Source organism: Brevibacillus sp. TJ4, assembly GCF_044627595.2.
GTDB lineage: Bacteria > Bacillota > Bacilli > Brevibacillales > Brevibacillaceae > Brevibacillus.
The window spans coordinates 3,565,137-3,577,156 of record NZ_CP185865.1 but is presented as its reverse complement, the minus strand read 5'-3'; the positions used below and the strand labels follow the sequence as shown (position 1 = coordinate 3,577,156).

Sequence of the window (12,020 nt, the reverse complement as noted above, 5' to 3'; positions counted from 1 at the left end):
ACTTCCTCCGCCACCACCTTTTTGATATAATAATGCGGAACAATAGGATGAGGGAGTTGTGCCTAGATGCAAGAGCTATTTGAAAAAATGAAAGAATATCTCAACATGGATACCGAGATTTCCTTCACGGAGTTTGATGATTACTATAAAAAGGTGGTCGAGTTCCTCAACGACAGTTGGACGGGCCTGAACGAAGATGACACCATGCATATGCTGTTCATCCTCGACAACCTCAAGTCCAACGCGGAAGACCGCGCCAAGCGCAAGGAAAAGGAAGCGAAGAAGTACGCAAAAATGGCGCAACGCACCGAGATTTGGGCCAACGCCCTGATCAAGCGTCTGCGCGAGGCTGGCTTGAACGACGAAGAGATCAGCAAGCGCTACGAAGCGATTTACGAAGCTGTGTAATTATAGAAAAGGCAGGTCCATTTCCCTCACGAGGCAATGTGGCATGCCTTTTTTGTTTGCCCGAATGGCGGGACGGTCGCGATTTCCCAGGGGAAAGCCCGCTTGCATGCGCCTGATGCGGTTGGAGGATATGAGCCGAATGAGTCTGGCTGTCATTGACAACCCGGACAAATCCCCGTACAATATTTTATTAACATTCGAACAACGGTAAACAAAGGCGTCGATAAGGAGAGTAAAAACAGGACGTGGTGCCCAGAGAGCCGTCTGAAGTGCTGAAAGGACGGACGCCAGCTTGTTTTGAAAATCACCTTGGAGCCTTGCCCTGGAAACGCGCAGTAAACGGGTTCGCCCGATTCTGCTGCCGAGTACAGGACAACGGATTTGTCCACGTTACCGGACAGCCAGTTCGTATTGTTTTCGAACTGTGTGAGTCTGTTTTTCGTGAGGGAAACAGAAAATGCTGAGTGGTACCGCGATGCTCTCGCCTCAGCCAGCCATGCCTGTTGGGCACGGCTGGAGAGGCGGGGGCTTTTTGTTATTTGGAAAGAATGGATTCGTGAACGGAGGAAGCTGGATCATGCAAAAAGTAAGAGTAGAGGAAATCGTCGTAGCCAACCACGTCCTCAAGGATGTGATCGAAAAAACGCCGCTACAAAAACACAAGCTGCTGTCCGAACGGTACAACTGCCATGTCTATGTCAAGCGGGAAGACATGCAGGTCGTGCGTTCGTTCAAAATACGGGGAGCGTACCATTTTATTCGCAGCCTGTCCGAGGAACAGCGAAAAAAGGGCGTCGTCTGCGCCAGCGCGGGCAACCATGCGCAGGGAGTAGCCTATTCATGCCATCACCTGGAAATCCAGGGCACGATTTTCATGCCGACGACGACGCCGCGGCAAAAGGTGTCGCAAGTCAAGCTGTTTGGCGGCCCTTTCGTGGAGGTCGTGCTCGTCGGCGACACCTTTGACGATTCGTTTGCCGAGGCGATGAACTACTGTGTGCAGGAAGACCGCACCTTCGTCCATCCGTTCGACGATGCGCTGGTCGTAGCGGGACAGGGAACTGTCGGGCTGGAAATTATGAACGACATGGAGGAACAGGTCGATTTTGTCTTTACGGGAATCGGCGGAGGCGGCCTGGCGGCAGGAATCGGCACGTATGTAAAAGGGATCAGCCCCAACACCCGGATCATCGGGGTGGAGCCTGCGGGAGCGCCGTCGATGAAAGCGGCACTGGAGCAAAACGACGTGGTGACGCTCGAGGAGATCGACAAGTTCGTCGACGGGGCAGCGGTAAAACAGGTCGGGCATCTGACGATGGAGATGTGCCGGGATGTCCTGGATGACATCGTCCTCGTGCCGGAGGGCAAAGTCTGCTCGACCATTCTCGAACTGTACAACAGCAGTGCCATCGTCGTCGAACCGGCGGGAGCGCTCTCCATTGCCGCTCTCGATTTTTACCGCGACCAGATCGTCGGCAAAAACGTCGTCTGCGTCATCAGTGGCGGCAACAACGACATCGACCGGATGCAGGAAATCAAGGAACGCTCGCTGCTGTACGAAGGATTGAAGCATTACTTCGTGCTCAATTTTCCGCAGCGTGCAGGGGCGCTGCGCGAATTCATGGAAAAGGTGCTCGGTCCACACGATGATATCACCCGTTTTGAATACACCAAGAAGACGAACAAGGAAAACGGTCCGGCGCTGGTCGGCATCGAACTGAAATGCAAGGATGACTACGAGCCGCTGATCCGCCGGATGAAGCAGCATGGAGTCGGTTATGTAGAGATTACGCATGATCCGTACCTGTTTAACCTGCTCATTTGAGAATATTGTGTTACAACAGATGATAAATTTACGAAAATGTATGAATACAGAGAGAAAAGGAGCAATCGGAAGAAAAAACGGTGTCCGGTCGTGCTAATGGCACGTAATGTACTATAACAAACTTTTATAAAATAGACGCTGTTGTATTACAATACAGTCAACAACAGCTCTGGAGGGAAAAAGGATGACACCGATCACCAGCTTTTTTCGCAGTCTCGAAGCAAAATGCTGCGCTTCTTGCGGCCAGGTTATGACAGAACAGGCGGAATCGTACGCTACCGAGTGCTTCACCTGCCAGGAGCAGGCATCCACTGATTCGTACAAACACTACTACAAAAAGAATGGGTAAGACCAAACTGTCCTGATACAGATGTGAAACAGGCATACCGCATGGGTATAATCCCCCGTTGCTGTATGCTTTTTTGTTTGCGGAAAAAGTGCTATGTCCAAACCAAACCGCTTATGTACGCTTGCGCTTGGCAGCCTGTTCCGTGACGTAATCGATCAGGCCCAGTTGGTACCCTTCCTGCGTCAACAGGCGCTGTGCCTCGTAGGGGCCGGGGAAAAAGGCCTGCACATGCGGATCATTTTCCAAAATGTCGCGGCATACGTCGTCTTCTGCCAGCTTCCGGTACCAGTCGGCGGCTTTGATTTGCGCGACCAGCTCCTCGTAGGCAGGCTCCGGCTTTTTCCATGGATTGAGACGATGAATGATTTCTGCCGCGATCGCGACGACGACGAGTATGGCAATCAAAAACATGGCGGTCACCTCGATGCTGGATTCTCTCTCATGGTAACACTCGGCGGGGAGGAGCGCCACGCTTGCGCTTCAGCTTGCAAAAAAGGGAAAAGGCGGGCATCCTAAGGATAAGCCAGGAGGGATTGGGAGAGGAGGAGCAACAGATGTTTCATCCGATAGCGTTTGACAACATAAGGGTCGTCCTGGAGGGCGGGATGTACGAGCGTGACTTCGACGGGGAGATCACGATCACCGGCCGTTCCGACACGATGGATTTGGCAATATACGAGCGTCGCTTTCAGGTGGAATTCCGGCTCGCGAACAGGGAAGGGGAAGACCCGGCGACGGTGCAGGCGCGGCTGCAGCTTGCTACCACCTTGTCCGATATTGCAGCCGAGCAGTTGCAGGAGCCGCGGTTGACCGAGGTGATCGGCTGCACGATTTGCATTCATTTTTTCTTGCGTGTTCGCGATGTGCCCAAGGAAGCTGCCGAGATCGCCGAGCTTCTCAACCGCGTGTGGGGAAACCGTCCTACCCTCACGCAGACGGTAAAAGCGGATTGGCACGAACTGCAGCCTTGGCCGCCGGGCTATTACACCAACCAGGTAACGCTCGACTTCCAGCGCAAAATCACGGAAGGCAACATCGAGGATTTGCGCGATTTGCTCGATCACATGGTCATATCCTTGCAGACTTTGCAGGAGTTTGCGGATCACAGATACAGGGCGCAATAATAGGCATTTACTTTTTTGTCCACAACGCTTATTATTTTGTTAACTAAAATACAAAATAGGTTAACAAAAAGTGAGGGAGAAAAAAGTATGCGAAACGAACGTCTGCGCTGGTTGCTCTTATCCGCTATTTTTGCTGCGATTACGGCTGTGCTGTCCCAGGTCACGATCCCGTTGCCGGTGATCCCGATTACCGGACAGACGCTCGCCGTCGGGCTGGCCGCGACGATATTGGGCAGCCGCTACGGTACGCTGGCAATGCTGATCTACATCCTGCTCGGGGCATTCGGACTGCCTGTCTTTTCCGGAGCAAAGGGCGGGCTCTCTGTCCTGATCGGCCCTTCCGGCGGCTATATTTTCGGGTTTGTGGCGACTGCTTACGTCACCGGACTGATTCTGGAAAAGACGACGTTTACGATAAAAAACGCGGTGATCGCCAACCTGGCCGGCATGGTCGTCACGCTGGCCTTCGGAACCGTGCAGCTCAAATACGTGCTGGCAGTGCCGTGGGCGGAAGCGATGGCATTGGGCGTAACGCCGTTTTTGCTCGTAGGCGTAGTGAAAGCGGTCCTCGCTTCCGTCATCGGCATCAAGGTACGCCAGCGTCTGATTGCCGGCCGTCTGCTGCCTGGCGGGAATTCCGAGGCCAAAATCGTTTGAGCGGTTTGCATAGAGTTCCTCCACTGCCAAATACTATGTGGGCAATCACCCCATAGGAGGAAACCATGAACCTGACAGTATCTGGACCAAAAGGACTTCCCATCTCCGGCAATCTGCTTGCCTTTCGCCGCGATACCTTGCACTACATACAAAAGATGGCCAGGGAGTACGGCGAGGTCGTCCATTTTCGCTTCGGACCCAAGCGACATGTGTACCTGCTGACCAACCCGGATCAGATCAAGGAGGTGCTCGTCACCAAGCAAGCCCACTTTCGCAAAGCGAAGGGATTGCAGGTAGCCAGAGCAGTCGTCGGGGACGGCATTCTCACCAGCGAAGGGGAGAAGCACATGCGTCAGCGCAGGCTGATGCAGCCCGCCTTTCACCGCGACCGGATCAAGGAGTACGGGCAGGTGATGGTCCGCCAGACTGTGGACCTGATGGAAGAGTGGAAGGACGGCGAAATACGCGACATCCATCACGATATGATGAAAGTCACGCTGGCGATTATTACGGAAACGATGTTCGGCAAGACGGTCAAGGAGGAAGCCGACAAAATCGGCCAGGCCATTGACGTCGGACTGAAGTACGTGTCAAACAAGGCGACGTCGTTTATCGACATTCCATTGTCGGTGCCGACGAAAAGCAACCGCGAATTTGTGGATTCGAGCGAGGTACTGGACAAGACGATTTACGATCTCATCGAGGAAGGGCGTAAAAACGAAAGCAAGGGTCGCACCGATTTGCTCAGCATGCTGCTGATGGCTCGGGACGAGGACGACGGCAAAGGCATGACCGATGAGCAGGTGCGCGACGAAGTGATGACGATTTTTGTCGCAGGCCACGAGACGACGGCGAATACGATGTCGTGGATCTTCTATTTGCTGGCTACCCATCCCGAGGTGGAACAAAAGCTGCATGAGGAGTTGGAGGCGGTACTGGAGGGCAGGCTGCCGACCGCTGAAGATGTGCCCAAGTTGGTATATGCCAACCAGATCGTACAGGAGACACTTCGTCTGTACCCGGCAGCATGGACGATCAATCGCGAGGTCGCAGAACAAGTGGAGATCGGCGGACATGTCTACGAGCCCGGGGACACGCTGATGATCAGCCAGTACGTGATGCACCGCGACCCGCGCTATTACGACGAGCCGGAACGCTTTATGCCCGAGCGCTTCGCCGGGGATTTGCTCAAGCGTATCCCGGCGTTCGCCTACTTCCCGTTTGGCGGCGGACCGCGCATCTGTATCGGCAACAACTTCGCCTTGATGGAAGCGGCGCTGCTCCTGGCGACGATCGCCCAGCGCTACCGGCTGCATTTAAAAGAACCGGGACAAGTCGTAGAACCGGAGCCGCTGGTCACGCTCAGGCCAAAAAACGGCCTGCCGATGCGGCTGGAGAAACGCTCATAAGCAAGATGCCAAGCTGCGAAGGCTTGGCATCGTTTCGTTTACAGGCAAAAAAAAAGGCATCTACTCACTTACGGTTGCGCCGCTCAAGTGCCAGATACCAAACTGGGGGTTATTTATCACTGGAAAGCAAATGTTTACAAAAAATATTTTATCAACTAATTATTAAAAAACGATAAATAAACAATAAACGTAAATAAACTATGCGGGGGAAAACGGAATCGTGAACGAAAATGCGCTGCCCACGCCCAACTCGCTGTTTACGCTAATTTCCCCGCCGTGGCGGCGAACAATGCTCTGACAGATGGAAAGCCCGAGACCGGTTCCGCCGTTGTTGCGATTGCGCGATTTGTCCGCACGGTAAAACTTGGTGAAGATTCGCTCCTGGTCCTCCTGGGAGATGCCCTCGCCTTTGTCGATCACGGAGAACAGCACATGGCCATCCCGCTGGTCGCAGGTAATCAGGATCGAGCCGTTCGGCTTGTTGTAGTAGATCGCGTTGTTGATCAGGTTTTCCATGACCCGCCGCAGCTTTCCTTCATCCGCTTCAATGTGCAGTTCGTTGGACACGCGCAGCTTCCAGTGGAAGGAAAGGCCGGCTTCCTTGATGCGCACGAGATAGTCCTCGATGATGCTCTTCATAAAATTTTTTACGTGGATACGGCTGACATTGAGCAAAATTTCCGAGTTGTTCTGGGTAAAATCCTGCAGCTCGTCCAGCAGCAGCTCCATATCGGACGTCTTCTGCTCGATCTTTTTCATCTGCTTCTGGATTCGTTCCAGGTCTGTGACGCGCCCGGAGGAAATGTAGGAAGCGTACCCTTTGATCGTGGTCAGAGGCGTACGGAAATCGTGTGCGACTGCGGAAATCAATTCCGACTGGCGATCCTCCGATATGCGCAGCTCATCGACCATTGCCCGAAAATAGTGGAACAGTTGGCCGAACTCGTCGTGCTTGCGGTATGAGAAGGAGACGAGCCGTTTGCCATCGCGGATTTCCTGTGTGACACGGGACAGATCGTTGACGGGTTTTAAAATCCAACGGACGAACAGCCAGACCAGCACCAGACCGATCAAGAGATGGGTTCCGTAGATAAACCAGATCATCATCGAAACGCCTTTGCTCGCCATGATGTCGTACACGTCGGTGTAAAAGTAGATGATCGTCTCGCGGGAGTCGTGCTGGTAGTGGTACTCGCCGACGATAGTCAGATCGTGCCCCTGATCCATGTATAGCGGTGTGCTGGACGGCGGGATCTTCAGGTCAAAGCTGTATGACGTCTTGGAAAAGATCACATTGCCGTTGGCGTCCTTTACGATCATCCGATACATCAGGTCTTCCGGCAGGGCTTCCTCCAATTCCTTCAGCTCTTCCGGGTCCTTGTAGTTGAGCGAACGCAGCATCTGGATCATCTGCACCTTTTCCGCGGCTTTTTTCTCATTTTGGTACTGGATGTGCCGATCCGTCTTCAACTGCTCCACAATCAAATCTTCAAAGACAAAGCGGAACAGCAAAAAGTTCAAGGCAATCAGGCCGATAAAAGAGAGAAACAGTTTGTTGCGCAGGCTCATTTAGACCTTCTCCCCGATAAACACATAGCCTGTTCCCCACTGTGTCTTGATGAACTGCTGATTCATCTCCAGCTTCTCCCGCAAATTTTTGATGTGGACGGTAACCGTGTTGAGTGAGCCGTACCCGTATCCCCAGACGCGGTCGTAGATTTGTTCCCGCGTAAAGACGATCCCCGCATTCTCGGCAAGAAACGTCAGCAGTTGAAATTCTTTCGTGGAGAGCTCGACCTTTTGCGAATCGACGTAGACCGAATACGTCTCTTTGTGGATGTCAAGCCCTTTGAACCGGAGGACAGTGATCGGCGCTGTCTTTGTGTCGCTTTCCACCTGTTCTTCGGACTGCTTGCGGATGCGTTCATAGCGGCGCAGATGGGCGCGGATGCGAGCGAGCAATTCCTCTGTGTCGAAAGGCTTGGTGATGTAATCGTCTGCTCCGATTTCGAAGCCGACCACCTTGTCGACTGCTTTGCCTTTTGCACTCAAGAACAAGATCGGCACATCCCATTCGCGGCGAATCTGCGAGCACAATTCGTACCCGCTCATATTCGGCATCATAATGTCGAGCAGTATCAGGTTTGGCGTGCTGCCTTGTTTTAGTTGCACGAGAGCGTCTGCGCCATCCTCTGCGGAGGATACCTGGAATCCTTCGTTTTCCAGAATATCTTCCAGCAGCTCGATGATCTCACGGTTATCATCCACGATGAAAATATGTTCGCGCACTGCTATAACCTCCCATGCCTTCTATAATCGTAAATCGTATCCAGTCAGCTTGTTTCTTCCTATCATATCATGCTTTCCCGGAAAGCGTCGGTAGAAGAATCAAGGAAAAGTGGCAACTGGATAAGCGGTTGCTGATCACTGCCACGTCTTGACACCAGGTACTAAATAAAGTCAGAAAAAGCCAGAGACATGCGTCCCTGGCTTTTTTTTATGTAGCCAACCATAAGCCTTTGCCTCGTTCGGCAAGGCTCCACTCTTACTCAGCCGCCGGTTCAGTGGCTGGTTCTGCCACAGCTTCCGGCTTTTCCTCCAGAGCGGGGATGCTGATTCGCTTCGCTCCCACGTAACGCTTGCTCCAGTAGTACGGATCGTTCAACTTGGTGTTGACGACGCCACGGCCTGATTCAGAGTGTACAAACATTCCTTCCCCGATGTAGATGCCCACATGAGAGATGCTGCGGCCGTTGGTATTGAAAAATACCAGATCACCCGGCTGCAAATCCTTTTTTTCGACGGGCGTCCCCACTTGATACTGGGATGCCGAATTTTGCGGCAGCTCTACACCGAGCTTCTCAAAGACGTAATGTGTAAATCCAGAGCAGTCAAACCCTTTTGTAGTCTTGCCAGCACTCTTGTAAGGGACGCCATACAGCTCATCGACTACTTGCATCAGTGCTGTCTGCTCAGCTGCATGCGCTGTGCCAGCTCCCCCAATAAGCATTCCGGCAATGACGAATGAAACGAGAACCTTACGCAAGAATACTGCTCCTCTCATCGGCCTACGAGGTTAGCTGAAGGGTTCGGTAGAAAGGTTTCCCTAGACTGTGCGGTTTCCACAGCCATTCACCCCAAAAACATGGTTCCCCCGCTTCCATATAGAAGAAATGGAATTCGGCATTTTCGATATTTTTTTACACATAGCCCTACGTATTCCATGCATAAGAGGCATTTCCTTCTTTTTTATCGTTTCGTTCACATTTTCGTCACAATATTCCGTCGAAATGTGTAACCTATTTTTTTGACAAGCGTAGTGGACTGCACATATCTGAGCGTAAAGGAGCTTGTCCGATCAAGGCTGGAAGGGCGATCCGTCCAGGGACGGAGAAAAAAACCAATCGCCCGCCCGTTATGGGAGACAGGGAGACAAGGCTACAATAAGGCCATGAGGTTGATAACCTGGCAAATGCACCAGCAGATGTCGTTAGGAGGAAGGATAAGATGGGAGAGCGGTCTGGAAAGATACTGCTCGGGCTAGTCCTTTTGATGGTCGGCGGTTTGATATTGCTGGACCTGATCGGGATCGACGGAGGGCGCATCATCGGCCTGTTGATCGCGGCTGTGATCATGGTGTACGGGATCCGCAAAATGATGCGAAGCACCGGCTCCCGCATATGGGGAGTGCTGATCTTTCTCTTTGGATTCCTGATGCTGATCGGAAAGCTGAATCTGTTCTTTACCAGCTTGCTGGCGATCGGTGTCATCTACATCGGTTACAAGCTGATTCGTTCTCAGGACGACTCCGAACAGGCTCCATCTGAATGGGAGCGGCAATGGGCCAAGCGCGTATTGCGGGAATCCGAATCACTCGATCAGTGGGAAGAACGACTGACCCGAAACAAACAGTAGCAACAGGTTTAAGCAAGAGTCTTTTGAATCGAGAATCCGATGTGATATGATGAGGAGGAAAATGAGATGAGTATTTTTAAAAGATTGCGTGACTTGACAGTAGCTTCGGTAAATGACGTGCTGGACTCTATGGAAGATCCGGTTGTAATGCTGAATCAGTACATGCGTGACATGGAAGTGGAAATCGGTCAGGCCGAGGTAGCTGTCGCCCGCCAGGTGGCACAGGAGAAGAAATTCCGCCAGCAATTGGAGGAAGCCAAGGCACAAGTGGAAAAACGCGATCGCCAGGTGAAGCTCGCCCTCGTAGAAGGCGAAGAGGAATTGGCGCGCAGAGCATTGGCTGACAAGAAGCTCTATGAAGCCAGAGTAGAGGAATACGAGCAACTGTACCATACTGCTTCCGAGGCAGCCGGTCAAATGCGCGAGAAGTTGGCGGAGCTGAAGGAAGAGTTCTATAAAATGCGTGCCAAAAAGTACACGCTGATGGCCCGAGCGCAAGTGGCTCGCACCCAAAAGCGCGTCAATGACGCAGTCGTAGGCATGGGGAAACATACAGCAGGACGCGGTTTTGCCCGCATGGAAGAAAAAGTGATCCGGATGGAAACGGAAGCACAAATCAGCGGTCAATGGCGCAGCAGCAGCATCGGTCTGGACTCAGCCTTCACGGCGTTGGAAAAAGACGAGCTGGATGATGAATTGGCAAGAATCAAGGAAGAAATGAAACAAAAAAAATCGGAGACCGTCAGCTCTGAGCAGGTGTAAGCCTGGAGGAACGGCGGAGACGTGCAGTGAATAGATTGTGGCAAGTAGGCAGCCTGTTAGCTCAGGCTGCTTTTCCCACTAGGAGGTACAGATTCTTGGCAGATTTTTTAGCCTTTTTTCGTCGGTTTATCGCTGAACCGGGACAGGTAGGCAGCGTAATCCCCAGCTCACGCTTTTTGTGCAAAAAAATTATGAGTCATATTCAATGGAATGAGACAGACGTCATTTTTGAACTGGGACCAGGTACAGGTCCGTTTACACAGGAAATTTACGATCAGTTACGCCCAGGTACCGGGTATGTACTCGTGGAGCGAGACCCGCAGTTTCGAGCCCTGCTGCAATCGCGCTTTCCAAATTTGCCGATTCGGGAAGAGGCGACGAGGCTTGGTGAATACGTAGAGGAATTGGGTTTTGAGAAAGTCGATGTGATCGTGTCAGGTCTTCCGTTTGCCAATTTTCCGCAAGATCTGCGCACGAAGATACTCGATGAAATCCAGTCTGTACTTGCACCGGGCGGGCTTTTCATCACGTTTCAATATTCATTGCAACTTCATGCCGAGCTGAAGGCTCGTTTTGCGCCTGTACAGATTGACTTCACGCTGCTTAATATTCCTCCTGCATTCATTTATATTTGTCGAAACAAGCATACGTGATAGGTCAACATGGGGCGTAAGAGAGGAGACTTTTGTGAAACTGTCCCGCTTGCACAAAATGATAGCCGGTGTCGTGATCATTTTGACTGGCATTGGGCTTTTACTGGATAGCTTGGGTCTGATTTCGTTCAGCCTGTTTGATTTGTGGCCGATGGTGCTCGTCTATTTCGGGGCCCGCCTGTGGAGCGAGAACAAACGAATCCGCGGGGGCGTCTTGCTGGTACTCGGAATCGGGATTGCCCTCGAAATATGGTTTTCCGTCGGATTGTTTGATTTGTTCGACTATGCGATACCGATCTTGCTGATCTATCTGGGCTTTCGCTTGCTCCGGGCGCGAAACCGGGAGAAGCAGGACGTCCCGCCGGAGCGGCAGGCAGAAGCAGATGTCGATGCTATACACGAAGTCTGGCGCGCCGAGGCAGAAGAGCCAGTGCGGCAGGCAGAGCCGATGGCGGAACCGAAGCAGCGGGACGACTGGTCCAGGTACGACCAGACGTCCTCGTCTCACGCGAAGAAAGCAGCGTCGCCAGGGGGCGTCCTGCGGCCAAAGGAGTCTCGCAGTTCCCTGATCGGCGATTTCCATCTCACTTCCGGCCGCTTCGAGCTGCATCATATGCAGATTTGGCACGGCATTGGCGACGTGGTGATCGACCTGTCGCGTGCCGTGCTGGAACAAGAAGAAGCGATGCTGTCAGTGGAAGGGTGGATCGGCGATGTGACGATCTACGTGCCCGTCGATCTCCCCGTATCGGTATCCGCGGATGTGAGCATTGGCGACCTCGAGGTTTTCGGGCATCGGCAAGGCGGGATCAGCCGCAGCATCATTCTTCGCTCCGAGCAGTTTGATCAGGCCTTGCATAAAGTGCATCTCCATATCTCGCTGCTAGTCGGCGATGTAAAAGTCAAGTACATCTAGGG

14 protein-coding genes, 1 riboswitch and 1 other annotated feature are annotated in these 12,020 nt (G+C 52.6%); of the genes, 10 read left to right on the top strand and 4 right to left on the bottom strand.

What is annotated here, in order from left to right; genetic code table 11:
• Positions 1-66: 66 nt before the first annotated feature.
• From ACAF76_RS17510 to yhfH, 3 genes are all read left to right on the top strand, one after another.
• On the top strand, positions 67-408 hold the full coding sequence (locus tag ACAF76_RS17510) for a hypothetical protein (protein ID WP_421616965.1): 342 nt from the start codon (positions 67-69) through the stop codon (positions 406-408).
• 211 nt (positions 409-619) lie between these two features.
• Positions 620-900, top strand: a binding site (T-box leader).
• 85 nt (positions 901-985) lie between these two features.
• Entirely contained in the window at positions 986-2,233 is a 1,248-nt protein-coding gene (gene ilvA / locus ACAF76_RS17505; RefSeq protein ID WP_400164761.1) for a threonine ammonia-lyase IlvA, read from the top strand.
• A gap of 184 nt (positions 2,234-2,417) precedes the next feature.
• The gene (yhfH, locus tag ACAF76_RS17500) at positions 2,418-2,582 is read left to right on the top strand and encodes a protein YhfH (protein ID WP_400164757.1); all 165 of its coding nucleotides are present in this window, start codon (positions 2,418-2,420) and stop codon (positions 2,580-2,582) included.
• Positions 2,583-2,693: 111 nt separating this feature from the next.
• Here yhfH and ACAF76_RS17495 read toward each other — a convergent pair whose 3' ends face one another.
• Positions 2,694-2,993, bottom strand: a complete 300-nt coding sequence (locus ACAF76_RS17495; RefSeq protein ID WP_400164756.1) for a hypothetical protein — start codon at positions 2,991-2,993, stop codon at positions 2,694-2,696.
• Between the two features lie 143 nt (positions 2,994-3,136).
• Here ACAF76_RS17495 and ACAF76_RS17490 point away from each other — a divergent pair, with 143 nt between their 5' ends.
• From ACAF76_RS17490 to ACAF76_RS17480, 3 genes are all read left to right on the top strand, one after another.
• Positions 3,137-3,706: a hypothetical protein gene (locus ACAF76_RS17490; RefSeq protein ID WP_400164755.1), complete on the top strand. Its 570-nt coding sequence runs from the start codon at positions 3,137-3,139 to the stop codon at positions 3,704-3,706.
• 87 nt (positions 3,707-3,793) lie between these two features.
• A complete protein-coding gene (locus tag ACAF76_RS17485) occupies positions 3,794-4,363 on the top strand; it encodes a biotin transporter BioY (protein WP_400164754.1) in 570 nt (189 codons plus the stop codon).
• Between the two features lie 65 nt (positions 4,364-4,428).
• The gene (locus ACAF76_RS17480; RefSeq protein WP_400164753.1) at positions 4,429-5,772 is read left to right on the top strand and encodes a cytochrome P450; all 1,344 of its coding nucleotides are present in this window, start codon (positions 4,429-4,431) and stop codon (positions 5,770-5,772) included.
• A 198-nt stretch (positions 5,773-5,970) separates the two neighbouring features.
• Here ACAF76_RS17480 and ACAF76_RS17475 read toward each other — a convergent pair whose 3' ends face one another.
• From ACAF76_RS17475 to ACAF76_RS17465, 3 genes are all read right to left on the bottom strand, one after another.
• Positions 5,971-7,341, bottom strand: coding sequence for a sensor histidine kinase (locus tag ACAF76_RS17475; RefSeq protein WP_400164752.1), 1,371 nt, complete (start codon positions 7,339-7,341; stop codon positions 5,971-5,973).
• Positions 7,342-8,061: a response regulator transcription factor gene (locus ACAF76_RS17470; protein ID WP_400164751.1), complete on the bottom strand. Its 720-nt coding sequence runs from the start codon at positions 8,059-8,061 to the stop codon at positions 7,342-7,344.
• A 256-nt stretch (positions 8,062-8,317) separates the two neighbouring features.
• A complete protein-coding gene (locus ACAF76_RS17465) occupies positions 8,318-8,818 on the bottom strand; it encodes a C40 family peptidase (protein WP_400164750.1) in 501 nt (166 codons plus the stop codon).
• A 4-nt stretch (positions 8,819-8,822) separates the two neighbouring features.
• Positions 8,823-8,968, bottom strand: a riboswitch (cyclic di-AMP (ydaO/yuaA leader).
• Between the two features lie 311 nt (positions 8,969-9,279).
• Between ACAF76_RS17465 and ACAF76_RS17460 the strand changes: the two genes are divergently transcribed.
• From ACAF76_RS17460 to liaF, 4 genes are all read left to right on the top strand, one after another.
• On the top strand, positions 9,280-9,687 hold the full coding sequence (locus ACAF76_RS17460) for a LiaF transmembrane domain-containing protein (protein WP_400164749.1): 408 nt from the start codon (positions 9,280-9,282) through the stop codon (positions 9,685-9,687).
• Between the two features lie 66 nt (positions 9,688-9,753).
• A complete protein-coding gene (locus tag ACAF76_RS17455) occupies positions 9,754-10,449 on the top strand; it encodes a PspA/IM30 family protein (protein ID WP_400164748.1) in 696 nt (231 codons plus the stop codon).
• Positions 10,450-10,544: 95 nt separating this feature from the next.
• Positions 10,545-11,102: a class I SAM-dependent methyltransferase gene (locus ACAF76_RS17450; RefSeq protein ID WP_400164747.1), complete on the top strand. Its 558-nt coding sequence runs from the start codon at positions 10,545-10,547 to the stop codon at positions 11,100-11,102.
• A 34-nt stretch (positions 11,103-11,136) separates the two neighbouring features.
• Positions 11,137-12,018, top strand: a complete 882-nt coding sequence (gene liaF, locus ACAF76_RS17445) for a cell wall-active antibiotics response protein LiaF (RefSeq protein WP_400164746.1) — start codon at positions 11,137-11,139, stop codon at positions 12,016-12,018.
• Positions 12,019-12,020 lie beyond the last annotated feature (2 nt).

What these genes read in the sequence shown, in the direction of transcription:
- ACAF76_RS17510 (WP_421616965.1), top strand. Translation starts at nt 67, where the DNA reads ATGCAAGAGCTATTTGAAAAAATGAAAGAATATCTCAACATGGATACC.
- ACAF76_RS17485 (WP_400164754.1), top strand. Translation starts at nt 3,794, where the DNA reads ATGCGAAACGAACGTCTGCGCTGGTTGCTCTTATCCGCTATTTTTGCT.
- ACAF76_RS17475 (WP_400164752.1), bottom strand. Translation starts at nt 7,341, where the DNA reads ATGAGCCTGCGCAACAAACTGTTTCTCTCTTTTATCGGCCTGATTGCC.
- yhfH (WP_400164757.1), top strand. Translation starts at nt 2,418, where the DNA reads ATGACACCGATCACCAGCTTTTTTCGCAGTCTCGAAGCAAAATGCTGC.
- ACAF76_RS17455 (WP_400164748.1), top strand. Translation starts at nt 9,754, where the DNA reads ATGAGTATTTTTAAAAGATTGCGTGACTTGACAGTAGCTTCGGTAAAT.
- ACAF76_RS17460 (WP_400164749.1), top strand. Translation starts at nt 9,280, where the DNA reads ATGGGAGAGCGGTCTGGAAAGATACTGCTCGGGCTAGTCCTTTTGATG.
- ACAF76_RS17495 (WP_400164756.1), bottom strand. Translation starts at nt 2,993, where the DNA reads ATGTTTTTGATTGCCATACTCGTCGTCGTCGCGATCGCGGCAGAAATC.
- ACAF76_RS17490 (WP_400164755.1), top strand. Translation starts at nt 3,137, where the DNA reads ATGTTTCATCCGATAGCGTTTGACAACATAAGGGTCGTCCTGGAGGGC.
- ilvA (WP_400164761.1), top strand. Translation starts at nt 986, where the DNA reads ATGCAAAAAGTAAGAGTAGAGGAAATCGTCGTAGCCAACCACGTCCTC.
- ACAF76_RS17480 (WP_400164753.1), top strand. Translation starts at nt 4,429, where the DNA reads ATGAACCTGACAGTATCTGGACCAAAAGGACTTCCCATCTCCGGCAAT.